Genomic DNA, 23,190 nt, shown 5'->3' on the forward strand with positions numbered 1-23,190 from the left:
GGGGTGAAGGCATGAGGGCGGCGCTGCGCCACCCCGTCGCTTGGTGGGTCGTGCTGGTGCTCGGGTGCATGCCCTGGGCCTGGTTGCTCGCCCAAACCCTGCTGGACCAGCTGGGGCCCAATCCCGCCGAAACCCTGATCCGTTCGACCGGGGACTGGACACTGCGCAGCTTGTGCGTGGTGCTCGCCGTGAGCCCTTTGCGCAGCTGGCTGGGCTGGCCGGAGCTTTTGCGGTTTCGGCGCTTGTTGGGCTTGCTGGTGTTTGGCTATGCCAGCTTGCACCTGCTGTGCTACGCCTGGTTGGACATGGGCTTTGACCTGGCCGATACCTTGCAAGATCTCTTCAAGCGCCCCTTCATTTGGCTGGGCTTCAGCGCCTTTGTGATTCTGCTGGCGCTGGCGGCCACTTCGTTCAACCGGGCTGTGCGCTGGCTGGGCGGCAAGCGCTGGCAACTGCTGCACCGGGGCGTTTATGCGGTGGCCGTGCTCGCCGTGCTGCACTTTTGGTGGATGCGGGCGGGCAAACAGAATTTCACCGAAGTGCTGGTGTATGCGGGCATCTTGGCGGGCCTGTTGGGCTGGCGCTTGGTGCGGGCAGCACGGCGAACCTGAGCCTGCAGGAAGCGCTTGTGCAGCCGGTTCAGGCTGCACCGCCTGTTTCAGACCAGCTGCTCCAGCGCAAAGGTATCGAATGCCGACTCGCGCTGGCGGATCAAATGGGCCTTTGTGCCATCGACCAGGATCTCGGCGGCGCGGCCCCGGGTGTTGTAGTTGCTGGCCATGCTCATGCAGTAAGCGCCTGCCGACAGCACGGCGAGCACATCTCCGGCTTGAACCACCAGCTGGCGGTCGCGGCCAATCCAGTCGCCGCTTTCGCACACCGGACCGACCACGTCGTACACCACACCATCACCAGAGTGCTGCGAAACCGGCACGATCTGGTGGAAGGCCTGGTACATGGCCGGGCGGGGCAGGTCGTTCATCGCCGCGTCGACGATGCAGAAGTTCTTTTGCTCGCCGGGCTTCAGGTACAGCACCTCGGTCAGGCACACGCCCGCGTTGCCTACCAAAGAGCGGCCGGGCTCGATCATCAGCTGGCGCTGGCCGTAACCCCGGGCATCGAGCTTGGCCAGCAGCTGCGCCCACAGCGCATCGGCCTCGGGCGGCGTGTCGCCGTTGTAGTTGATGCCCAGACCACCACCAAAGTCGATGTGGTGGATGGCGATGCCCGCCGCTTCGATGTCGGCCACCAGATCCAGCACGCGGTCCATGGCGTCCAGGTAGGGCGTGCTGTCGGTGATTTGTGAGCCGATGTGGCAGTCGATGCCCACCACCTTCAGGCCCGGCAGGCTGGCTGCGTGGCGGTAAGCGCGCAACGCGTCTTCGTGGGCGATGCCGAATTTGTTGCCCTTCAGACCGGTCGAGATGTAGGGGTGGGTTTTGGGGTCCACATTGGGGTTCACGCGCAGGCTGACCGGGGCCACCTTGCCCAGGTCTGCGGCCACGGCACTCAGCACATCGAGTTCGGCTTCGCTTTCCACGTTGAAGCAGCCAATGCCCACTTGCAGAGCTTGCTTCATCTCAGCGCGGGTCTTGCCCACGCCCGAAAAAATCACCTTGGCCGGGTCGCCGCCCGCAGCCAGCACGCGGGCCAGCTCGCCGCCCGAGACGATGTCAAAGCCGCAGCCGGCATCGGCAAAGACCTGCAGCACCGCCAGGCTGGAGTTGGCTTTCATGGCGTAGCAAATTTGCGCGTTCCGACCGGCAAAGCCGCGCTGGTAGGCGGCCAGGGCCGAGAGCATGGCGGCCTTGGAATAAACGAACAAAGGCGTGCCGTGTTCGCGCGCCAGCTCGGACAGGCGAACGCCCTCGACATGCAGCTGATCGCCCGCATAGGCGACGTGGGGCTGGCCGGGCAGGCCTTGAGAAGTTGTGGGATCGTTCATGGTGGGGTGAGTTGGGGGGGCGTCGACGCCGGGGTGTTTGTCGTTGGGTCTGCCGGCACGGTGGTTGTAGCGGGCGCGGTTTTGGCGGGCCAGACCTTGAGCGTTTCGGGCAAGGTGGCGCGTCCGGCAGACTCCGGGGTGTTGGGCAAAAACAGGGGGCCTTTTTGACCGCATGCGCTCAGCATCGCCGCACCGCCGACAAGGGCATGCGCCGTGACTAGAATCTTCAAGACCTTCAACATGCACCGATTGTAATGACCGACCTTGAATTTCTGGACCAAGCTGAACGCCTGCTGGCGGGCGTAGAGATCAGCAGTGACCGTTTGAACGACGACACCGACGCCGACATCGACAACCAGCGCGTGGGCGGCATGGTCACGCTCACCTTTCCCAACCGCAGCCAGATCGTGATCAACCTGCAAAAGCCCCTGCACGAGGTGTGGTTGGCGGCCCGTTGCGGTGGCTTTCATTACAAGTTTGATGGCACGCACTGGATGGACACCAAGGGTCAAGGGGAGTTCTGGGAGAGCCTGTCGCGCTATGCGTCCGAACAGGCGGGCCAAAACTTGTTGTTCAAGCCCTGACAAGACCAGAGCAGGTCGCTCCATCCAGGCCCCCGGCGCCAGGGGGGTCAGGGTTTTGCGGCCGCAACTCAGTTCCTGAACAAATCCAGAATCCGGTTGCGCTCTTCCCCCGGGGGCGTGGCGTTGGGGGACTTGCCTGAGCCCTCCTGGCCTGTGCCCAGTGTGCTGACGCCGCCTCCGCGGGCGTATTCTTCGTACACCCAGTCGCCACCCACGTTCACCAAACCTTCGGGTACAGGCGGCTCTGAAACCGGCATGCCGCGCAATGCGGTTTCCATGAAGCTGATCCACACGGGCAGACTCAGGCCGCCGCCAGTTTCGCGGTCGCCCAGTTTGCGCGGCGTGTCGTAGCCAACCCAGACCACAGCCGCCAGATTGGGCTGGTAGCCCGCAAACCAGGCGTCCATGGCGTCGTTGGTGGTGCCGGTTTTGCCGTAAATGTCCGGGCGACGCAGTGTGCCCTGCGCTCTGGCGGCGGTGCCGGAGCGCGTGACCTCTTGCAGCAAGCTGGTCATGACAAAGGCGTTGCGCGGCGGGATGGCCGGCGCTTCGCTCATTTGCACCACGGCGGGGCTGTCCACCAGCACCCGGTCCTTGAAATCGGTGATGCGCGTGATCAGGTGAGGCTGAACTTTGTAGCCGCCGTTGGCAAACACCGCATAGCCTGTGGCCATCTGCATGGGGGTGACGGACCCTGCGCCGAGCGCCATCGTCAAAAAGGCCGGGTGCTTGTCTTCGTCAAAGCCGAAACGGGTCACCCATTCCTGGGCGGGGCGAGGGCCGACCGCCTGCAAAACGCGAATGGACACCATGTTCTTGGACTTCGCCAAACCTGTGCGCAGGCTCATGGGGCCGTCAAACTTGCCGTCATAGTTCTTGGGCTCCCAAGGCTGACCGCCCGTCACGCCGCTGTCAAAAAACAAAGGCGCGTCGTTGACCACCGTGGCGGGCGTGAAGCCTTTTTCCAGTGCAGCCGAATAGATGAAGGGCTTGAAGCTGGAGCCCGGCTGACGCCAGGCCTGCGTCACATGGTTGAATTTGTTTTTGGCAAAGTCAAAGCCGCCCACCAAGGCCCGGATTGCGCCCGTCTGGGGCGTGATGGCCACCAATGCGCCTTCCACCTCGGGCAGCTGGGTGATCTCCCAAGCCCCTTTTGGGGTTTGGGTGATGCGGACCAGGGCACCTTTGCGCACTTGCTTGGCCGGAGGCGTTTTGTCGGACAGGCCCGATTGCGCTGGTTTGAGGCCGTCGCCCGTGATGGTGATTTGCTCGCCGTTCTGCCGAATCACCACCACCTTGCGGGGTGAGGCTTCCAGCACCACGGCCGACAGCACGTCGCCGTTGTCAGGGTGGTCTTCGAGCGCGTCGTCGATGGCGTCTTCCATCTTTTTGGGGTCTGCAGGCAGATCGATGAATTTCTCGGGGCCACGGTAAATCTGGCGGCGCTCAAAATCCATGATGCCCTGGCGCAAGGCTTTGTAGGCGGCCATTTGCTCGGCCGATTGCACGGTGGTGTACACATTCAGACCACGCGTGTAAGTCTCCTGGCCGTATTGGGCAAAGACCATTTGCCGCACGGTTTCGGCCACATATTCCGCGTGCAGGATTTTTTTGTCAGCAGCCGAGCGCAGTTTGAGCGGTTCGGCCTTGGCCGCCTTGGCCTGGGCGGCCGTGATGTACTTGTTGTCCTCCATCCGCTCGATGATGTAGAGCTGGCGTGAACGGGCGCGCTTGGGGTTGTTGATCGGGTTGTAGGCCGAAGGCGCTTTGGGCAAGCCTGCCAGCATGGCCGCTTCGGCAATGCTGATGTCCTTGAGCGGTTTGCCGAAATAAGTTTCGGCCGCCGAGGCAAAACCATAAGCCCGGTTGCCCAGAAAAATCTGGTTCATGTAGATCTCAAGGATCTGGTCCTTGGTCAGCATGTGTTCGAGTTTGTAGGTCAGCAAAATTTCATAAATCTTGCGGGTGTAGGTTTTCTCGGACGACAGGTACACGTTGCGGGCGACCTGCATGGTGATGGTCGAGGCCCCCTGGCTTTTCATGCGGCCCACGTTGGCAATGCCCGCACGCAAGATGCCCAAGTAGTCCACGCCGCCGTGTTGGTAAAAGCGGTTGTCTTCGATGGACAACACCGCATCTTTCATGACTTGGGGAATGTCCTGGATGGGCGTGAGGTTGCGCCGCTCTTCGCCGAACTCGCCCATCAACTGCCCGTCTTCCGTGAACACACGCAGCGGCAACTTGGGCTTGTAATCGGCCAGGTCGGAAATGTCCGGCAGGTTGGGGTAGGCGATCACCATGGCCACGCCCACCACCAGCAAGATGGACGCCAGTCCAGCGGCAGCCAGGCCCACGGCCCATGCGGCCAGTTTCAAAACCCAGGACCAAAGGTCAGGCGCGGCACCCTTCGCTGGGGCTTTTTGTTTGTCTGGGGAGGCGGTGTCTTTGGAGGGCATAGGTGGGCTGTTGGGGCAGCCAACAAGGCGCGGGCTGCGGGCCATTATAAAAATCCCCGCCTCCGTGCTTGGACAATTCGAAGAGATTTTTAAACACTTTGGTTTTCAAAAAATTGTCACCTCGGCCGAATCATGTTACAAAACCTTGCAGTGAAGACCATTCAGGCCGTTTCTGGGGAGGCTCGACATGCAGGCATTGGCGCGTTGGTGGCAACGGTGGGCTCAAGGATCGGTCCGCCATGCCTGGGGCCTGGCACCACACGACGGTGCCTGGGTGTTGGGCGGCTTGACTCGCCCCATCCACAACTTGGCCAAAGTCCAGACCCTGGTGGCTTTGCCTGCACCCGCTGATGTGGACGCTTCAGACCTGAGCTGGCTGAGCCAGCACTTGCGCCAGCATGGGCGCTTGGGTGGCGGGGCGCGTCATCGCCTCAACATGGCTTTGCCTCTGGCGCTGATTCAGCAGGGGTACATCGACTTTCCCGCCGACTTGCCCGAAGAAGACTGGGTCTACGAGGTGCAGCTGGAAGTGGCCCAGGCCTTGCAGCTGGAGCCCGACGCGGTGAATTTCGACTTTGAACCCGCGCCACTGACCGATGGCCTGGTCCAGCGCGTGCACTGGATGGGTTGTGCACAAGCCCGGATGGCGGACTTCAAAAGCTGCACCCGCGCGGCAGGCTGGCGACTGGCCGCCGTCGAGTCCGAACTGCAGGCCGCACAGCGGGGTGCGCGTGCGTTGCGCGGCGGGGTGGCCAGTCTGTGGACCCAAGCGCCGCAGGACTGGCAGTTTCGGCTGGACAAGCTGGGCGGACCGGCTGCTCGGTCAGAGCACGAAGCCGCTCAGGCGTCGGTGGACTCCGAAGCCGCCATCGAAGAAGCCCTGCATCAGGTGATGGCCACGCCCGGTGGCCCACGCCTGGTGGCGGCAGGCTTGGCCCTGAAGGCGTGGCAGTGATGCGTGCGCTGAATTTGCTCCATCACCCGGGCCTGGCTCAGCAGCAAAAGGTTTTTCACCGCTGGTGGAGCGGCTTGGCCGGGCTGCTGGTCGGCGCCTCGCTGGCTTGGGCTTGGCACCATGTGCAGGTGATCGAGACGGCGCAGCTGCAGTTGGCGCAAAGCCGTTTGCAAGGGGCATTGCGGGCGCAGCAACAGCAGGCCCAGGAAGCCGCACGCCAGCAAACCCGGCTGCGCGGTCAAGCCGAACAAGCCCGCCAGCTCCAGCAGATCGCCGAGCACCAGCACACCTGGGTGAGCCTGCACGAGAGCTTGCAGCAAGAAGCCAGGGAGCGGGGCCTGAAGCTGCTGCGCTTGCACTCTGATGCAGAAAAAATCGAGCTGCACGGCACCCTGCAGCGCGCTGACGCCGTGTCTGAAGTACGGCAAAGCTTGTCGGCGCAATGGCCGCAAGCGCTGGCCTTGACCAGCATGACAGCCGGTCCCGCAGGTGAGGTGAACGTTGTCTGGCAAACCCAGTGGCCACAGGCCCAAGCGGTGGCGGCCACACCGACTGCGCGCACCCAGAGGGCCAAACCATGAAGCGTTGGGCCGTGATGCCGCTGGGCGCTTTGCACTGGCCTCACCTGCAGCGGCTGACCGCACGCTGGTGGCGTCGGTGGGTCTACGCCCTGACCGGCTGCTCGCTGGGCGTGGCGCTGGTGTGGCTGGCGCAGCCAGAGGTGCGCGAAGACCATGCGCAGGCCGAACAAGCGGTGGCCACTTTGTCGCAGCAGTTGGCCGCCGTGCCTGTGGCCGCAGCCACGCCCCCAGCCCAGGCCATGCCCAGCGGTGTGCAGGGCCGACTGGCCAGCTTGCCTGCCGTGACACAGCAGGGGCAAATCTGGACCGATTGGCAGCAGTTCTTGGCGGCGCATGGTTTGCGCTTGCAATCGCTGCGCCCCTTGGCCTCAGAGTCCGTCGTCTCGTCCGCGTCCGCCAGTGGCGGTGCCGCCCAGCCTGCCAGCTTGCCCCATCAGGCGGCGGCTTTGCGTGTGCAGGGTCGTTTCGAGGACTGGACCCGGGCATGGGCGGCCTGCGCCGAGACGGGGCCGGTCTGCAGCCTGGACCGCATCAGCGTGGCGGCCCTGCCACAAGCGGCCGAAGTCCAGATCGATGTGGTGCTGCGCATCTGGATGCGTCCGGGCGAAGAGGGCGCTGGGGCACAGGCACTGCCAACGGCCTGGATCGTGCCCTCGTCGGCGTCCCCCCTGTCCCGTTCGGCGCCTGCATTGTTTGCTGCAGAGACGGCTGTTTCCGGCGCCCTTGCGGGCGCTGCCGCGCGTGCGGAAGGCGTGCGTTCGGAAGATGAGCGGCAAGCCACTGGCGCAGCGGCAACCGGCACAGGGCTCGCCAGCGCAGCCGCCGAAGACTTGCCGCCGGACCCGCGTCACTGGCCATTGGCCCGGGTACGTTGGGTGGGCTTGTGGCAGCAGGGCAGCGATCGGCACGCGATTTTGTCGGCCGGACCGCATGGGGCCAAGGTGCGTCTGGGGCAACGTGTCACGCAGGAAGGCCATCGGGTGGTCGCCATCGCCGAGGACGGCGTGAGCCTGCGCTTGGCGCAAGAACCGGTGATCCAGCTCGACGGCATGCGGCCCGCCGCAGAGGGTCACAGCATGGGGAGTGGGAAGCCATGAAGCATTTCAAGCGATACGGACTCCGCAGCAGCGTGTGGCTGGCATGCGTTTGCAGCGCAGGGTGGGTGGCGGCGCAAATGCCGCACAGCCCCGAACGGACCTCGCCACCGCCAGGATCACAAGCGGGTGCGGTGGCTGTGCCCGACGACAAGCCGATCAGCCTGAATTTTCAGAACATCGACATCAAAGCCCTGCTGCAGGTGTTTGCCAACTTCACAGGGCTCAACCTGGTGCCGACCGACAGCGTCAGCGGACCCGTGACCGTGCGTTTGAACGAGGTGCCGTGGCAGCAGGCTTTGAGCATCGTGCTGCAGTCCAAGGGACTGGTGTCGCGCCAGGAGGGCCGTGTGCTGTGGATCGCACCGCAGGGCGAATGGGCCCTGCGCGAGAAAAAGCAGCACGATGCCCAAGCCGCTTTGGAGGCGGTCAGCCCCTTGCAGATGCTGTCCTTGCGTTTGCAATATGCCCGTGCCACCGAGGTGGCCCAGCGCCTGCAGGGTGGCGCAGCCGGCAGCATAGGGGGGCGCTGGTTGAGTGCCCGTGGCAGTGTGCTGGCCGAGCCTCGCACCAACCAGCTCTTCATCTCGGACCTGTCCGCACGGGTGCTGGACCTTCAAAAAATGCTGGCGCAACTGGATGTGCCCGTTCGGCAGATCTTGATCGAGGCCCGCATCGTGGAGGCCGATGACCAGTTTGGGCAGTCGCTCGGTGTGAAGCTGGGCACGGGTCTGGCGATCCCCATGAAGGTGCAAGGCCGCTCCAACACGCTGGCCGTGGGTGCCAGCAACCAGCCCTCAGCGGCCGGTACGGTGGCCGGCAACCAGGTGAATTTGCCTGCGGGATCGGCTGGCCAAACGCTCAACACCCCGGCCACCTTCGCCGTCTCGCTGTTCAATGCCGCGGCCGACCGGTTCATCAACGTGGAAATTTCGGCCCTGGAAGCCGCAGGGTTGGGCAAGGTGGTGTCGCGCCCCCGGGTGGTGACAGCCGACCAGACCAAGGCCTTGATCGAGCAGGGCACCGAGTTGCCTTATCAAACGGCCTTGGGCAATGGCGTGACCGCGATTTCCTTCCGAAAGGCCAACCTCAAGCTGGAGGTGACGCCCCAGATCACGCCCGATGGTTCGGTCGTGCTGGATGTGGACGTGAACCGCGACAGCGTCGGACAAATCACCCCGGCGGGTTACGCCATCAACACCAAGCATGTGAAGACCCAGGTGCGCGTGGAGGATGGCGGCACCGTCGTGCTGGGCGGCATTTACGAAGAGACCAACCGCAACGACGAAGCCAAGGTGCCGGGTCTGGGCGATGTGCCTGGCCTGGGGTGGCTGTTCAAAAACCGGGACCAGACCCGGCGCAAAAGTGAGTTGTTGATTTTCCTCACGCCCCGCGTGGTGGCCGATGGCCCGCCCACTCTGCCGCCTTGAAGCACGCTGCCCTTTGACCCCAGCGCAGCGCGCTTCAAGCTGGGCCAGGCTGGTCGAATACACTTGCAGGCTCTGAAGTGCTGGGCATTTTTTGTGGGTGGACCAGCCAATATTTCCAGTGTGAGACTTTCTTGAGCATCATCTTCGTGGGCCTACCGGGCTCGGGCAAAACCACCATTGGCCGGCAATTGGCACGCCGCTTGGGGCTCCCTTTTGTCGACTCTGACCATGTGATCGAGCACCAATTGGGCTGTTCGATTCGGGAGTTCTTTGCCCGTGAAGGCGAAGACAGCTTTCGCGATGTGGAGCAACAGGTGCTGGACGAGTTGACCCAAACCCATGAGGGGGTGATCGCGACAGGCGGCGGATCGGTCTTGCGCGAAGCCAACCGTCGCCATCTGCGTGAGCGCGGCCACGTGGTTTACCTGCGCTCGACGCCCGAAGACGTTTTTCGCCGTGTGCGCCACGACACAGCCCGCCCTTTGTTGCAGGTGGACGACCCCTTGAGCCGCCTGCGTGCCTTGTTTGAGGCGCGTGACCCGCTGTACCGCGAGGCGGCCCATTTCGTCATTGAAACCGGCCGCCCCTCGGTGGCTACGCTGGTCAACATCATCATCATGCAGCTGGAGCTGGCCGGACACCTGCCCGCAAGCACGCCTGCGCCCTTGCAGCCCGCACACAAACCCTGAAACGCCGGGATCCCCTCTCGCACCCCCTACACTTGGGGCTATGTCCGAGTCCACATTCCCCATTGAGAAGGTCGCCATTTCGCTGGACGACCGCAGTTACGACATCCTGATTGGCCAAGGCCTGCTCGGCCGCCCTGACACCTGGGCCGGCCTGCCCAAGGCGACAACAGCCATGATCGTGACCAATGACACGATTGCCCCGCTGTACGAAGCCGCTTTGCGCAGCGCCATTGCCCCGCATTACAAGCAGGTGCACACCGTGGTGCTGCCCGATGGCGAGGCGCACAAGGACTGGCCTACCCTGAACCTGATTTTTGACGCGCTGCTGGGCCAAGGCTGCGACCGCAAGACGGTGCTGTTTGCCTTGGGCGGTGGCGTGGTGGGCGACATGACCGGCTTTGCAGCCGCCAGCTACATGCGCGGCGTGCCCTTTGTGCAGGTGCCGACCACGCTTTTGTCGCAGGTGGATTCGTCGGTGGGCGGCAAGACCGCCATCAACCACCCGTTGGGCAAAAACATGATCGGCGCGTTCTACCAACCCGTGCGCGTGGTCTGCGACCTGAACACCCTGACCACTTTGCCCCCGCGCGAGCTGAGCGCGGGCCTGGCCGAAGTCATCAAATACGGCCCGATTGCCGACATGGCTTTCTTGGACTGGATCGAGGCCAACATCGACGCCCTCATCGCCCAAGACCCGGCCGCGCTGGCGCACGCTGTCAAGCGCAGCTGCGAGATCAAGGCCTGGGTGGTCGGGCAAGACGAGCGCGAAGCGGGCCTGCGGGCCATTTTGAATTTTGGCCACACCTTTGGCCATGCCATCGAGGCGGGTCTGGGTTTTGGCGTCTGGCTGCACGGCGAAGCCGTGGGCTGCGGCATGGTCATGGCGGCAGAACTCTCGCAGCGTCTGGGCAAAGTGGACGCCGATTTTGTGGCGCGTTTGCGGGCTTTGATTGCGCGTGCAGGCCTGCCCGTGCGCGGCCCGGTCATTGACGCGGCCGACAATGCGGGCCATTACATCGAACACATGCGCCTCGACAAAAAAGCCATCGGCGGCGACATCCAGTTTGTGGTGATTGACGGCCCCGGCAAAGCCACCGTGTGCGGTGCGCCCGACGCCATGGTGCGTGAGGTGATCAACGCCTGCTGCACTTGAACCATGTACGCCGAGTCATTGGATCTGTCCGTCGGTTCCAGCCAGCCACTGGCCAGCTTGTCGGCGCTGGCCTGTGACCCGGCGCAAACTCGGGGCCGACGGTTTGCCGAGCCGCCAGCGCCCACGCGCAACGCTTTTCAGCGGGACCGTGACCGCATCGTGCACTCCACCGCGTTCCGGCGGCTGGTCTACAAGACGCAGGTGTTCCTGAACCACGAGGGCGATCTGTTCCGTACGCGGCTGACGCACTCGCTCGAAGTCGCGCAGCTGGGCCGCTCGATTGCCCGGGCGCTGGGGCTCAACGAAGATTTGGTCGAAGCTGTGGCGCTGGCGCACGATCTGGGCCACACGCCTTTTGGGCATGCGGGGCAAGACGCGCTGAATGAATGCATGGCCGAGCACGGCGGTTTTGAACACAACCTGCAAAGCCTGCGCGTGGTCGATCAACTCGAAGAGCGCTACCCGGCGTTCGATGGCCTGAACTTGAGCTTTGAAACCCGCGAGGGCGTGCTCAAACACTGCTCCCGGGCCAATGCCGAGCGTCTGGAGCTGGCCGAGCCCGGTGGAGTCGGGCGGCGCTTCATCGACCGCACCCAGCCCAGCCTGGAGGCGCAACTGTGCAACCTGGCCGATGCGATTGCCTACAACGCGCACGACATCGACGACGGCGTGCGCTCCGGGCTGATCAGCATCGAGCAACTGCTGCAGGTGGAACTGTTTGCGCATTACCACCAGCAGACTTTGACCGAGCATCCGGGCTTGTCGGAAAAGCCGCGCCGCCTGCTGTACGAAACCATCCGCCGCATGCTGAGCGACCAGGTCTACGACGTGATCGACACCACCCGCCAGGCTGTGTTTCAGGCGGGTGTTGGCTCGTTGGAAGAAGCCCGCCAGGCCGGGCCGCTCGTGTCGTTCAGCGCAGAGATGAAGTCTCGCAGCAGCGAGCTCAAAAGGTTTTTGTTCGCGCAGCTCTACCGCCACCCGCAGGTCATGCACACCACCGCACAGGCGCAACAGGCTGTGCGCGAGTTGTTCGCCGCTTACGTGGCTCAGCCCTCCGAGATGTCCGCCGACTTCGCGGCCAGTGCCGACTTGCACCGCTCTGTGGCCGACTACATCGCTGGCATGACCGACCGTTTCGCCTTGCGCGAACACGAACGCCTGACGGGTCGCAAGCTGCTGTGAGCCAGTTGAGCGGTCTTGGTGGGAGCGAGCCCCTGCTCGCGAACGGGTGATCGGAGGCTTTGCAGCATGACCACCACGCCCCAACATCGCACCGCCTGGCTCGTCGTCATCGCTGGCGGCGTGGCGGCCTTGCAGGTGGGTAAGCTGCCGCCCGCCTTGCCCGCGCTGCAGGCCGAGCTGGGTCTGACGCTGCTGCAGTCCGGTTTCCTTTTGTCCATGGTGCAGCTGGCTGGTTTGAGTCTGGCCGTGTTCATGGGCTTGTGGGCCGATGGCATGGGTCTCAAACGCAGCATGGTGCGCGGCCTGTGCCTGTTGGCGTTGGCCAGCGGTTTGGGTGGGTTCGCCACCTCAGTCACTGCGTTGCTGTTGCTGCGGGCCATCGAAGGCATGGGCTTTTTGCTGGTGGCTTTGCCCGCGCCCGCTTTGATTCGCCGCCTGGTGCTGCCCGCGCAGCTGCCCGGCATGCTGGGCGTGTGGGGCGCGTACATGCCCACCGGCACAGCGCTGGCTTTGCTGGCTGGGCCGCTGTTCATTCCGGTATGGGGCTGGGGCGCTTGGTGGTGGCTGTTTGCTGCCGTGTCGCTGGCCATGGCCGCGTGGTTGTGGCGCAGCGTGCCCGCCGACCCAGTGGCCCACACAGCCGCCGCTGGGCAAGGTGCCTGGCAGCGCCTGCGCCGCACCTTGAGCGCCCCCGGCCCATGGCTGGTGGCCCTCACTTTTGGCATGTATTCGGGCCAGTGGCTGGCGGTGGTCGGTTTTCTGCCGTCCATTTACGCCGCCGCTGGTGTCGGCGGTGCGTTGCTGGGCGTGCTCACGGCCTTGGCTGCAGCGGTGAACATCGTCGGCAACATGGCCTCGGGCCGCTTGCTGCAGCGCGGCTGGGCACCCCGCAGCACGCTGTGGCTGGGCTTTGGCGCCATGGCGCTGGGCAGCACCGTGGCCTTCGCACCCTTCACCGAAAGCCTGCCTTGGCTGCGTTTTGCCGGGGTGTTGCTGTTCTCCGGGATGGGCGGTTTGGTGCCGGGCACCTTGTTCAGCCTGGCCGTTCGCCTGGCCCCGGGTGAGCAACAAGTGGCCACCACCGTGGGCTGGGTGCAGCAGCTCTCGGCCCTGGGCCAGTTTGTCGGCCCCCCCGTGGTGGCGGCCGTGGCCGCGCGTGCAGGCGGCTGGCAGCTCACACCGCTGGTCACGGTGGGCTGTTGTGGGGTGGGGGCGGTGCTGGCTTGGGTCGTGGGTCGCTTGCTCGCACAGGCACAATCTCGCCCATGACCGACATGAACACCCCTGAAATTGCCGACACCGTGCGCTGGCTCGAACGCGCCGTGATTGGCCTGAACCTCTGCCCCTTTGCCAAAGCCCCGCACGTCAAGGGCCAGATCCATTACGTGGTGAGCGAAGCCAAAGGCCTCGAAGGCTTGCGCGACGAATTGATTGAGCAGTTGCAGGCGCTGGCCGCCATGCCCGCCGAAGAGCGCGAGACCGTGCTCTTGATCGTGCCGCAGATGCTGCAGGATTTTCTGGAGTTCAACGACTTTCTGGACGAGGCCGATGCGGTGTTGCAAGAGCTCGACATGGAAGGCGTGTTCCAGGTCGCGAGTTTTCACCCGCAGTTCCAGTTTGCCGACACCGAGCTGGACGACATCGGCAATTTCACCAACCGCTCGCCTTACCCCACGCTGCACCTGCTGCGTGAGGAAAGCATCGATCGGGCGGTGGAGGCGTTCCCGGAAGCCGAGACGATTTACGAAACCAACATCGAGACCATGGAAAAGTTGGGGACCGAGGGCTGGAAAAAGCTCGATGTCGGCCCGCACTGACACCCTGGTTGGTGATTCCTGCATCCGTTGTCATTCCCGCGCAGGTGGGAATCCATGCCCGCACCCACTTCGCTCCACGCCATGAAAAGCCCGAAACGCGCAACCCATTCGCCCGCCGCCAGCCCTGACGCACTGCCCCCCGAGGTGCGCCCCGGCCAGTCGGTTGAGTTGCTCAAGCAGCTGCACATCCTCACGCGCGAGGGCAAGCTCAACCAGGACTCGCGCCGCAAGCTCAAGCAGGTCTACCACTTGTTTCAGTTCATCGAAAAGCTGTTGCTGGAATTGCCCGCGAGCGTCAGTGGCCCCACCTTGGCCGACCACGGCGCAGGCAAGTCGTACCTCGGCTTCATCATTTACGACCTGTTTTTCAAGGCCCTGGGCCAAGGCACGATTTACGGCATCGAAACGCGCAGCGAGCTGGTGGAGTCGTCCAAAGCGTTGGCCCAGAAGCTGGGCTTTGAGCGCATGCGCTTTTTGAATGTGAGCGTGGCCGAATCTACCCAAAGCGAAGAGCTGCCCGAGCAGATCGACGTGGTGACTGCGCTGCACGCCTGCGACACGGCCACCGACGATGCCATTGCCTTCGGTCTGCAAAAGAAAGCCAGATACATGGTGCTGGTGCCTTGCTGCCAGGCCGAACTGGCCCGAGCCCTCAACCAGAATAAGGCGATCAATCTGCAGCGCACCCCGCTGGCCGAGCTGTGGCGTCACCCCCTGCACACCCGCGAAGTGGGCAGTCAGCTGACCAATGTGCTGCGTTGCCTGTATCTGGAGTCACAGGGTTACCAGGTCACGGTGACCGAGCTGGTGGGCTGGGAGCATTCCATGAAAAACGAGCTGATTCTGGCCAAGTACACCGGTCAGAAAAAACGCGCCTCGGGCGAGCGCCTGCTGGCGCTGCTTCAGGAGTTTGGGGTGAAAGAACTGATGGGCGGGCGCTATCCACGGGTCGCCAGATCAGCAGCGGTCTGATCTGGCGCTCAGCAGATATCAACCGCCTTATTGCGGCTCAATTTTCGCGTCGCGAATGGCTTTGGCCCATTTGGCGGTTTCGGCTTTGGAGCGTTGCGCCAGTGCTTCGGGTGAGGCGGGGGCGGTCTCAAAGCCCAGGGCCGAGAAGCGCTCCAGGATGGTCTTGTCGTTGGCCGCAGCGTTCACCGCGGCGTTGAGCTTGTTGACGATGTCGGCGGGCGTGCCGGCCGGGGCAAAGACCGCAAAATAGGCGATCAGTTCATAGTCTTTCAGGCCCAGGGCTTCGTTGACGGTGGGCAGCTCGGGGATGGCCTTGGAGCGCTGGGTCGAGGTGACGGCCAGGCCACGGATCTTGCCCGCCTTGACCTGGGGCAGCATGACGGCAAAGTCGGCGGTGAACATGTTCACCTGGCCGCCAATCAGGTCGGTCATGGCCGCCGGGCCGCTTTTGTAGGGCACATTGGTCATCTGGATGCCCGCCATGCTGGCGAGCATTTCGCTGGACACCAGTTGCGAGGTGCTGGCGCTGGCGAACGTCACTTGTGTGGGTTTGGATTTGGCCAGGTCCACAAATTCTTTGAGGGTTTTGGCGGGAACATCGTTGTTCACCGCCACGATCAGCGGCACCGAGCCCATGTAGGCCACGGGCGCAAAGGCGGTGTCCTGGTCGTAGGGCAGCTTTTTCATCAGGCTTTTCAGGGCCGCGTTGGTGCTGTTGGTGCCAATCAGGATGGTGTAGCCATCGGGTGCCGACTTGGCGACCGCGTCGGCCCCCAGCATGCCGTTCACGCCAGCGCGGTTGTCCACCACCACGGGCTGGCCCAGCACTTCCGACATTTTTTGCGCAAAGGCGCGACCAATTTGGTCGGTGGCGCTGCCCGCCGCAAAGGGCACCACGGCCTTGATGGGTTTGTTGGGGTAGGCCTGTGCCAGGGCTTGGGATGCCACAAGGCCAAGGCCCAAGGCGGCAGACAACAAAGAAGCGATGCGCAAACTTTTCATGGGTTCTCCAGTGGGTCAAAAAATCATTCAATCACAAATGTCAGCAGGTGTGCACTCAGGCATTTCCCGTGGGCGTCCAGGGCCAGCGAGCGGGTGACCCCGCCGCCCAGCGCTTGGTGCATGACAAAGTTGAGGGCGCCCAGTTGGGGCAGGGCGTAGCGTTCCACCGGGCCGTGCACGGTGCCTGCAAAGTGGGCTTGCACCCGTTCGGCGCTCAGGTGTTGTTCCAGCAGGGCAAAGTCTTTTTTGTCGTAAGCGATGACCGACAAGGTGGACCGGTTGCCTTTGTCGCCGGTGCGGGTGTGGGCGATGTCGCGCAGCAGCATGTCAGTCTCCTTCTGCGTTGAGCAGCACGGTGGTGGTGTGCACGGCATTGCGCGGCATGAGCACGGCGGCAGCGGCAACCACTTCGCGCACGTTGCGTGTGGCGCCGCCGCCACCGGCCGGGCCGTTGGTGTAAAGCGCTTCGACCTCGTGCGCCACATGCTGGGCTTGTGTCAAGGTGGGCACGCGCAGGGCCACGCGGGCACGCACTTCGGTGGGTTCTGTCATTGCTGCGCTGGAGGGGCCGAAGATCGCGTTCACGCCGATCAGGTCGTAGCGACCTTCGAACTCGGCATAACCGGCATCGGCCAGCCGTTGTCGCACCAGCTCCAGCGCCAGTTGGCCCCGTGCCTGTGCGCCCGGCCCGGCATAGCTGATTTGCCCCTCGCCAATGAAGCCGTCGCGGTAGCCCAGGGTGACCTTGAGCGTGTCGGTTCGGGGATGGCCGCTGCCACCGGTCACTTGAACGCGATCTGGGCCCAGTTGCGTCAGCTGCACCTGAGAAAAGTCGGCCACCACATCGGGCTGCAGGTAGCGTGCGGGGTTCTCGATTTCGTAGAGCAGTTGTTCCGTGCAAGTGGCCACCGTGACGCAGCCGCCAGAGCCCGCCACTTTGGTGATGATGGCGTCAGCCGAGGCGCTGACTTCGGCCAGCGGAAAGCCCAGCCGGGCCTGGTCGGGCACGTCCTTGTAGCCCGGATCGGCAAAGTAGCCGCCCGTGATCTGCGCCGCGCATTCCAGCAAATGCCCGACCAGCACGCCTTGACCCAGACGCTCCCAGTCGTCGGCTGCCCAACCAAAGTGGTGCATCAAGGGGGCCAAAAACAGCGCCGGATCGGCCACGCGGCCGGTGATGATGACCTGGGCGTCGGTTTGCAGCGCGGGCAGCAGGGCTTCGGCCCCCAGGTAGGCGTTGGCCGAAATCAGTTGGGGTTGCAGATCGGCCAGGGTTTGCGTGCTCTCCAGCATGGGCAGCGCCAAGCCGGTTTGGGTCAGGGTGGCCAGCACATCGTCGCCCAGCACCACCGCCACTTTAATTTGCGGCAAACCCAATTCACGGGCCACGGCCAGCACCTTGTGCCCGGCCTGCAGCGGGTTGGCCGCGCCCATGTTGCTGATGATGCGGGTGCCCTGGCGGATGCAGGCGGGCAGCACGGCGCGCATGCGGGCGACCAGCATTGGGTCAAAACCAGCAGCCGGGTCTTTGGACCGCTCCAGTTGCGCCAAGGCAATCGTTCGCTCGGCCAGGCACTCGAATACCAGAAAGTCGAGGTGCCCCTTTTCGGTCAGTTCCACGGCAGGCGCAATGCGGTCGCCCGCGTACCCTGCGCCTGCGCCAATTCGGAGGGTTGTCTTGTGCATGCAGCAAGCTTAAAGGCATGAGGATCACCCGTCTGTCACACGGGAGCTTCCATTTAATTGGGGTCAGATCCCAATTAAACTGCTTGTCCTGTTCAAGGAGTTCCCATGGCCCGCCAACCCCGCCTCACTGTTGCTGCTTATCCGCACCACGTCATCCAGCGCGGCAATGACCGCCAGGCCATCGTGCGCGACGATGCGGACCGCGAGCGTTTGCTGGCGCTGTGGCAAGAGCATGCACAAACTTTCAAGGTGGCCATCCATGCGTATGTGATCATGGACAACCACTTCCATTTGCTGCTCACCCCCGAAACCGACGAGGGCCTGCCGCAGATGATGCAGGCGGTGGGGCGGGCCTATGTGCGCTATTTCAATTTGCGGCACCAGCGCACCGGTACGCTGTGGGAAGGCCGCTACCGCAGCAACCTCATTGAGAGTGAGCGCTATCTTTTGGCCTGCATGGTCTACATCGATCTGAACCCGGTGCGGGCAGGCATGGTGGCGCAACCCGCCGACTTCAAATGGTCCAGCCACAGGCACTGTATTGGTCAGTTGAGCGATAAATTGGTGACACCGCATGCCCTGTTTTGGGGTTTGGGCAACACCCCTTTTGCCCGAGAGGCGGCTTATGCCGAGCTGGTGCAGACGGGCCTGGCGCAGCGCGAAAAGGATCAACTCACGCAAAGCGCCTTGTCGGGCTGGGCGCTGGGGTCGGCCAATTTTGTCAGTGGCTTGCAGCAAACCACTCAGCGGCGTCTGGTGCCAGGCAAGGCTGGCCGACCTGCCAAAAAGACACCCGATTAAATCTGTCCCCAATTAATCCGAAGCCAATTCAAAAGTCAAATTAATTGGGATCTGACCCCAATTAAAAAGTTTGGCACGGTTGCTGCTGTGCACTACACTCCTCGATCTGCGTGAAAACCCTTAGGAGCGCCCATGACTTCGGCCAGTGCAAAAGAACATTTCCAATCGACCGGTCTGTATGACCCGGCCAATGAACACGATGCTTGCGGTGTCGGCTTTGTGGCCCACATCAAGGGTCACAAGACCCACGCCATCGTGACGCAGGCGCTCAAGATTCTTGAAAACCTGGATCACCGGGGTGCTGTGGGCGCGGACGCGCTCATGGGCGATGGTGCCGGTATCCTGATCCAGCTGCCCGATGCGCTGTACCGCGACGAAATGGCCAAGCAAGGCGTGGCGCTGCCACCCTTTGGTGAATATGGCGTGGGCATGGTGTTCCTGCCCAAAGAACACGCTTCGCGCATGGCTTGCGAGCAAGAACTCGAGCGCGCCGTCAAGGCCGAAGGCCAGGTGCTGCTCGGCTGGCGCGATGTGCCGGTGAACCGCGACATGCCCATGTCGCCCCGCGTGCGCGAGAAAGAGCCGGTCATGCGCCAAATCTTCATTGGCCGTGGCGCCGACGTGATCGTGCAGGATGCGCTCGAGCGCAAGCTGTATGTGATCCGCAAGACCGCCAGCGCCGCGATCCAGAACCTGCACTTGACGCACAGCAACGAGTACTACATCCCCAGCATGTCCAGCCGCACCGTGGTCTACAAAGGCCTGCTGCTGGCCGACCAGGTGGGCACCTATTACCTGGACCTGCAGGACGAGCGTTGCGTCTCCGCCTTGGGCCTTGTGCACCAGCGTTTCTCGACCAATACCTTCCCCGAGTGGCCATTGGCTCACCCTTACCGCTATGTGGCACACAACGGCGAGATCAATACCGTCAAGGGCAACTACAACTGGATGAAGGCCCGCGAAGGCGTGATGTCCTCGCCCGTGCTGGCCGACGACCTGCAAAAGCTGTATCCGATCAGCTTTGCCGGTCAGTCCGACACCGCGACCTTCGACAACTGCCTGGAACTGCTGACCATGGCGGGCTACCCCATCAGCCAGGCCGTGATGATGATGATCCCCGAGCCCTGGGAGCAGCACACCACCATGGACGAGCGCCGCAAGGCTTTCTATGAGTACCACGCTGCGATGCTGGAACCTTGGGACGGCCCCGCCTCCATCGTGTTCACCGACGGCCGCCAGATCGGCGCCACGCTGGACCGCAACGGCCTGCGTCCTTCGCGCTACATCATCACCGACGACGACATGGTCATCATGGGTTCGGAAACCGGCGTGCTGCCGATTCCCGAGAGCAAGATCGTGCGCAAGTGGCGTCTGCAGCCGGGCAAGATGTTCCTGATCGACCTGGAGCAAGGCCGCATGATCAATGACGAGGAACTCAAGTCGGGCCTGGCCAACAGCAAGCCCTACAAGCAGTGGATCGAGAACCTGCGTGTCAAGCTCGACGACATCGAGCCCAATGCCAGCGATGCCCCCGAAAGCGATGCCGCCGATTTGCTGGACCGCCAGCAAGCCTTTGGCATGACACAGGAGGACATCAAATTCCTGCTGGCCCCTATGGCCTCGGCCGGTGAAGAGGCCATTGGCTCCATGGGCAACGACAGCCCACTGGCCGTGCTCTCTGACAAGAACAAGCCACTCTACAACTACTTCAAGCAGTTGTTCGCGCAGGTGACCAACCCGCCGATTGACCCGATCCGCGAAGCCATCGTGATGTCGCTGGTCTCCTTCATTGGCCCCAAACCCAACCTGCTGGACATCAACCAGGTCAACCCGCCGATGCGCCTCGAAGTCAGCCAGCCTGTGCTGGACTTCCAGGACATGGCCAAGCTTCGCACGATTGCCGAGCGGACCCAGGGCAAGTTCCGCAGCCACACGCTGGACATCACCTACCCGGTGGCCTGGGGCCGCGAAGGCGTCGAAGCCAAACTCGCTTCGCTGTGCGCCGAAGCGGTGGACGCGATCAAGGGTGGCCACAACATCCTGATCATCAGCGACCGCGGCGTGAGCGCCACCCAGGTGGCCATCCCCGCTTTGTTGGCGCTCTCGGCCATTCACCAGCACCTGGTGACCGAGGGCCTGCGCACCACGGCCGGTCTGGTGGTGGAAACCGGCACCGCCCGCGAAGTGCACCACTTTGCGGTGCTCGCCGGTTACGGCGCAGAAGCCGTCCACCCCTACCTGGCCATGGAAACCCTGGTGGCCCTGCACAAAGAGCTGCCCGGCGACCTGTCGGCCGACAAGGCGCTCTACAACTACGTCAAGGCGATTGGCAAGGGCCTGTCCAAGATCATGTCCAAGATGGGCGTGTCGACCTACATGTCGTATTGCGGCGCCCAGCTGTTCGAAGCCATCGGCATCAACACCGAAACCATCAACAAGTACTTCACCGGCACCTCCAGCCGTGTGGGCGGCATTGGCGTGTTCGAAATTGCCGAAGAAGCCTTCCGCATGCACGCCGCCGCCTTTGGTGATGACCCGCTGCTGGCCACCATGCTGGACGCCGGCGGCGAATACGCCTGGCGCGCCCGTGGTGAAGAGCACATGTGGACGCCCGACGCGATCGCCAAGTTGCAGCACTCCACCCGTGCCAACAACTTCAGCACCTACAAAGAGTACGCCCAGATCATCAACGACCAGAGCAAGCGCCACATGACGCTGCGTGGCCTGTTCGAGTTCAAGATCGATCCGTCCAAGGCCATCCCGCTGGAGCAGGTCGAGCCCGCTGCCGAGATCGTCAAGCGTTTCGCCACGGGTGCGATGTCGCTGGGCTCGATCTCCACCGAAGCGCACGCCACTTTGGCCGTGGCCATGAACCGCATTGGCGGCAAGAGCAACACGGGCGAGGGCGGTGAAGACGCCAACCGTTACCGCAACGAACTCAAGGGCATCCCGATCAAGTTGGGCGATTCGCTCAAGAGCGTGATCGGCGCCGAAAACGTCGAAGTCGACATGCCTTTGGCCGCAGGTGACAGCCTGCGCTCGCGCATCAAACAGGTCGCTTCGGGCCGTTTCGGTGTCACTGCCGAATACCTGTCGAGCGCTGACCAGATCCAGATCAAGATGGCCCAGGGCGCCAAGCCCGGTGAGGGCGGTCAGCTGCCCGGCGGCAAGGTCTCCGATTACATCGGCAAGCTGCGCCACTCGGTGCCTGGCGTCGGCCTGATCTCACCACCTCCACACCACGACATCTACTCCATCGAGGACTTGGCCCAGCTGATCCACGACCTGAAGAACGTCGCCCCGCACAGCGACATCAGCGTCAAGCTGGTGTCCGAAATCGGCGTCGGCACCATCGCCGCCGGTGTGGCCAAGTGCAAGGCCGACCACGTGGTGATCGCGGGCCATGACGGCGGCACGGGCGCATCGCCCTGGTCGTCGGTCAAGCATGCGGGCTCGCCATGGGAAATCGGTCTGGCCGAAACCCAGCAGACCTTGGTGCTCAACGGCTTGCGCGGTCGCATCCGTGTGCAGGCCGACGGCCAGATGAAAACCGGTCGCGACGTGGCCATTGGCGCCTTGCTGGGCGCAGACGAATTCGGCTTTGCCACCGCACCGCTGGTCGTGGAGGGCTGCATCATGATGCGCAAGTGCCACCTGAACACCTGCCCGGTGGGCGTGGCCACGCAAGACCCGGAACTGCGCAAGAAATTCACCGGCAAGCCCGAGCATGTCGTGAACTACTTCTTCTTCATTGCCGAAGAAGTGCGCCAGATCATGGCCCAGCTGGGCATCAATAAGTTCGACGACCTGGTGGGCCGTGCCGACCTGCTCGACATGCGTGCGGGCGTGAGCCACTGGAAGGCCCGTGGTCTGGACTTTTCTCGCCTGCTGGCTGTGCCGCAAGTCACGATGGACGCCGACGTGCGCCACGTGCAAACGCAGGACCACGGTCTGGCCAAGGCGCTCGACAATGTGCTGATCGCCAAGAGCCGTGCGGCCATCGACAAAGGCGAAAAAGTGCAGTTCATGGAAACTGCCCGCAACGTCAACCGCTCGGTCGGTGCCATGTTGTCCGGCGCGGTGACCCAGGTGCATCCCGAAGGTTTGCCAGACGACACCATCCGCATCCAGCTCGAAGGCACCGGCGGCCAATCGTTTGGCGCTTTCCTGTGCAAGGGCATCACGCTGTACCTGATCGGTGAAGCCAACGACTACACCGGCAAAGGCCTGTCGGGCGGCCGCGTGGTGGTGCGCCCGAGCCTGGAGTTCCGTGGTGTGGCCTCGCAAAACATCATCGTGGGCAACACCGTCATGTACGGCGCGACCACCGGTGAAGCCTTCTTTGCCGGCGTGGCTGGAGAGCGCTTTGCGGTGCGTCTGTCGGGTGCCACGGCCGTGGTCGAAGGCACAGGTGACCACGGTTGCGAATACATGACCGGCGGTACGGTGGCTGTCCTGGGCAAGACCGGCCGCAACTTCGGCGCGGGCATGAGCGGTGGTATCGCCTATGTGTACGACGAAGACGGTGAGTTTGCCTCGCGCTGCAACACCGCCATGGTCAGCATGGAAAAAGTGCTGACAGCGGCCGAGCAGGAAGCGCAAGTCGACCGCAAGGTCTGGCACCGCGACCAGGCCGACGAGGTGCAGCTCAAGAAACTGCTGGAAGACCACCACAAGTGGACCGGCAGCCAGCGCGCCCGCGAGTTGCTGGACAACTGGGCCACCGCCCGCACCAAGTTCGTGAAGGTGTTCCCGAACGAATACAAGCGTGCTTTGGGTGAGATCAACGCACGCAAAGCGGCCAAGGCCGCCAAGCCCGTGGCCGCCTGAGCCCCACGTC

At 63.4% G+C, this 23,190-nt stretch carries 20 protein-coding genes; 14 read left to right on the forward strand and 6 right to left on the reverse strand.

Annotated elements, in window-relative coordinates; translation table 11 throughout:
• The first annotated feature begins 11 nt into the window (after nt 1–11).
• Complete coding sequence (locus ACZ5RT_RS04765) at nt 12–611, forward strand: protein-methionine-sulfoxide reductase heme-binding subunit MsrQ (protein WP_422169196.1); 600 nt, start codon at nt 12–14, stop codon at nt 609–611.
• A gap of 47 nt (nt 612–658) precedes the next feature.
• On the opposite strand, the gene lysA is transcribed toward ACZ5RT_RS04765, so the two are convergent.
• The gene (gene lysA, locus ACZ5RT_RS04770) at nt 659–1,945 is read right to left on the reverse strand and encodes a diaminopimelate decarboxylase (protein ID WP_464453680.1); all 1,287 of its coding nucleotides are present in this window, start codon (nt 1,943–1,945) and stop codon (nt 659–661) included.
• Nucleotides 1,942–2,187 (reverse strand): LPS translocon maturation chaperone LptM, encoded by a 246-nt coding sequence (gene lptM, locus ACZ5RT_RS04775; protein WP_464453681.1) that lies wholly within the window; start codon nt 2,185–2,187, stop codon nt 1,942–1,944. The genes lysA and lptM overlap by 4 nt, the downstream gene beginning before the upstream one ends.
• Nucleotides 2,188–2,199: 12 nt before the next feature.
• Here lptM and cyaY point away from each other — a divergent pair, with 12 nt between their 5' ends.
• Nucleotides 2,200–2,529 (forward strand): iron donor protein CyaY, encoded by a 330-nt coding sequence (gene cyaY, locus ACZ5RT_RS04780; RefSeq protein ID WP_291925879.1) that lies wholly within the window; start codon nt 2,200–2,202, stop codon nt 2,527–2,529.
• A gap of 68 nt (nt 2,530–2,597) precedes the next feature.
• Here cyaY and ACZ5RT_RS04785 read toward each other — a convergent pair whose 3' ends face one another.
• Nucleotides 2,598–5,030: a penicillin-binding protein 1A gene (locus ACZ5RT_RS04785; RefSeq protein WP_464453682.1), complete on the reverse strand. Its 2,433-nt coding sequence runs from the start codon at nt 5,028–5,030 to the stop codon at nt 2,598–2,600.
• A gap of 142 nt (nt 5,031–5,172) precedes the next feature.
• Between ACZ5RT_RS04785 and ACZ5RT_RS04790 the strand changes: the two genes are divergently transcribed.
• The 10 genes from ACZ5RT_RS04790 to ACZ5RT_RS04835 all read left to right on the forward strand — a co-directional run bounded on the left by ACZ5RT_RS04790 (nt 5,173) and on the right by ACZ5RT_RS04835 (nt 14,861).
• On the forward strand, nt 5,173–5,940 hold the full coding sequence (locus ACZ5RT_RS04790; protein WP_464453683.1) for a hypothetical protein: 768 nt from the start codon (nt 5,173–5,175) through the stop codon (nt 5,938–5,940).
• Nucleotides 5,940–6,521 (forward strand): hypothetical protein, encoded by a 582-nt coding sequence (locus ACZ5RT_RS04795; protein ID WP_464453684.1) that lies wholly within the window; start codon nt 5,940–5,942, stop codon nt 6,519–6,521. Before ACZ5RT_RS04790 ends, ACZ5RT_RS04795 begins: the two co-directional genes overlap by 1 nt.
• Nucleotides 6,518–7,618 (forward strand): hypothetical protein, encoded by a 1,101-nt coding sequence (locus ACZ5RT_RS04800; RefSeq protein ID WP_464453685.1) that lies wholly within the window; start codon nt 6,518–6,520, stop codon nt 7,616–7,618. The genes ACZ5RT_RS04795 and ACZ5RT_RS04800 overlap by 4 nt, the downstream gene beginning before the upstream one ends.
• 77 nt (nt 7,619–7,695) lie before the next feature.
• Entirely contained in the window at nt 7,696–9,045 is a 1,350-nt protein-coding gene (locus tag ACZ5RT_RS04805; protein WP_464453686.1) for a type IV pilus secretin PilQ, read from the forward strand.
• Between the two features lie 131 nt (nt 9,046–9,176).
• Complete coding sequence (locus ACZ5RT_RS04810) at nt 9,177–9,734, forward strand: shikimate kinase (RefSeq protein ID WP_464453687.1); 558 nt, start codon at nt 9,177–9,179, stop codon at nt 9,732–9,734.
• 40 nt (nt 9,735–9,774) lie between these two features.
• The gene (gene aroB, locus ACZ5RT_RS04815) at nt 9,775–10,887 is read left to right on the forward strand and encodes a 3-dehydroquinate synthase (RefSeq protein WP_464453688.1); all 1,113 of its coding nucleotides are present in this window, start codon (nt 9,775–9,777) and stop codon (nt 10,885–10,887) included.
• 3 nt (nt 10,888–10,890) lie between these two features.
• Nucleotides 10,891–12,072 carry a deoxyguanosinetriphosphate triphosphohydrolase gene (locus ACZ5RT_RS04820; RefSeq protein ID WP_422169188.1) on the forward strand — a complete coding sequence of 394 codons (1,182 nt, stop codon included), beginning with the start codon at nt 10,891–10,893 and terminating at the stop codon, nt 12,070–12,072.
• Between the two features lie 66 nt (nt 12,073–12,138).
• Nucleotides 12,139–13,341, forward strand: coding sequence for an MFS transporter (locus ACZ5RT_RS04825; protein ID WP_464453689.1), 1,203 nt, complete (start codon nt 12,139–12,141; stop codon nt 13,339–13,341).
• Nucleotides 13,338–13,889 carry a DUF1415 domain-containing protein gene (locus tag ACZ5RT_RS04830; RefSeq protein ID WP_464453690.1) on the forward strand — a complete coding sequence of 184 codons (552 nt, stop codon included), beginning with the start codon at nt 13,338–13,340 and terminating at the stop codon, nt 13,887–13,889. Before ACZ5RT_RS04825 ends, ACZ5RT_RS04830 begins: the two co-directional genes overlap by 4 nt.
• A gap of 81 nt (nt 13,890–13,970) precedes the next feature.
• On the forward strand, nt 13,971–14,861 hold the full coding sequence (locus ACZ5RT_RS04835) for a class I SAM-dependent methyltransferase (RefSeq protein WP_464453691.1): 891 nt from the start codon (nt 13,971–13,973) through the stop codon (nt 14,859–14,861).
• Nucleotides 14,862–14,888: 27 nt separating this feature from the next.
• Here ACZ5RT_RS04835 and ACZ5RT_RS04840 read toward each other — a convergent pair whose 3' ends face one another.
• The 3 genes from ACZ5RT_RS04840 to ACZ5RT_RS04850 are packed head-to-tail and all read right to left on the reverse strand — an operon-like array spanning nt 14,889 to nt 17,549.
• Complete coding sequence (locus ACZ5RT_RS04840; protein ID WP_464453692.1) at nt 14,889–15,863, reverse strand: Bug family tripartite tricarboxylate transporter substrate binding protein; 975 nt, start codon at nt 15,861–15,863, stop codon at nt 14,889–14,891.
• A gap of 23 nt (nt 15,864–15,886) precedes the next feature.
• Entirely contained in the window at nt 15,887–16,189 is a 303-nt protein-coding gene (locus ACZ5RT_RS04845; protein ID WP_464453693.1) for an AtuA-related protein, read from the reverse strand.
• 1 nt (nt 16,190) lies between these two features.
• Nucleotides 16,191–17,549: an acyclic terpene utilization AtuA family protein gene (locus ACZ5RT_RS04850; protein ID WP_464453694.1), complete on the reverse strand. Its 1,359-nt coding sequence runs from the start codon at nt 17,547–17,549 to the stop codon at nt 16,191–16,193.
• Nucleotides 17,550–17,654: 105 nt separating this feature from the next.
• Between ACZ5RT_RS04850 and ACZ5RT_RS04855 the strand changes: the two genes are divergently transcribed.
• The gene (locus ACZ5RT_RS04855; protein ID WP_464453695.1) at nt 17,655–18,350 is read left to right on the forward strand and encodes a transposase; all 696 of its coding nucleotides are present in this window, start codon (nt 17,655–17,657) and stop codon (nt 18,348–18,350) included.
• 132 nt (nt 18,351–18,482) lie between these two features.
• Nucleotides 18,483–23,180, forward strand: coding sequence for a glutamate synthase-related protein (locus tag ACZ5RT_RS04860; RefSeq protein WP_464453696.1), 4,698 nt, complete (start codon nt 18,483–18,485; stop codon nt 23,178–23,180).
• The last annotated feature ends 10 nt before the right edge of the window (nt 23,181–23,190 follow it).

It is taken from the genome of Limnohabitans sp. TEGF003 (assembly GCF_055395455.1).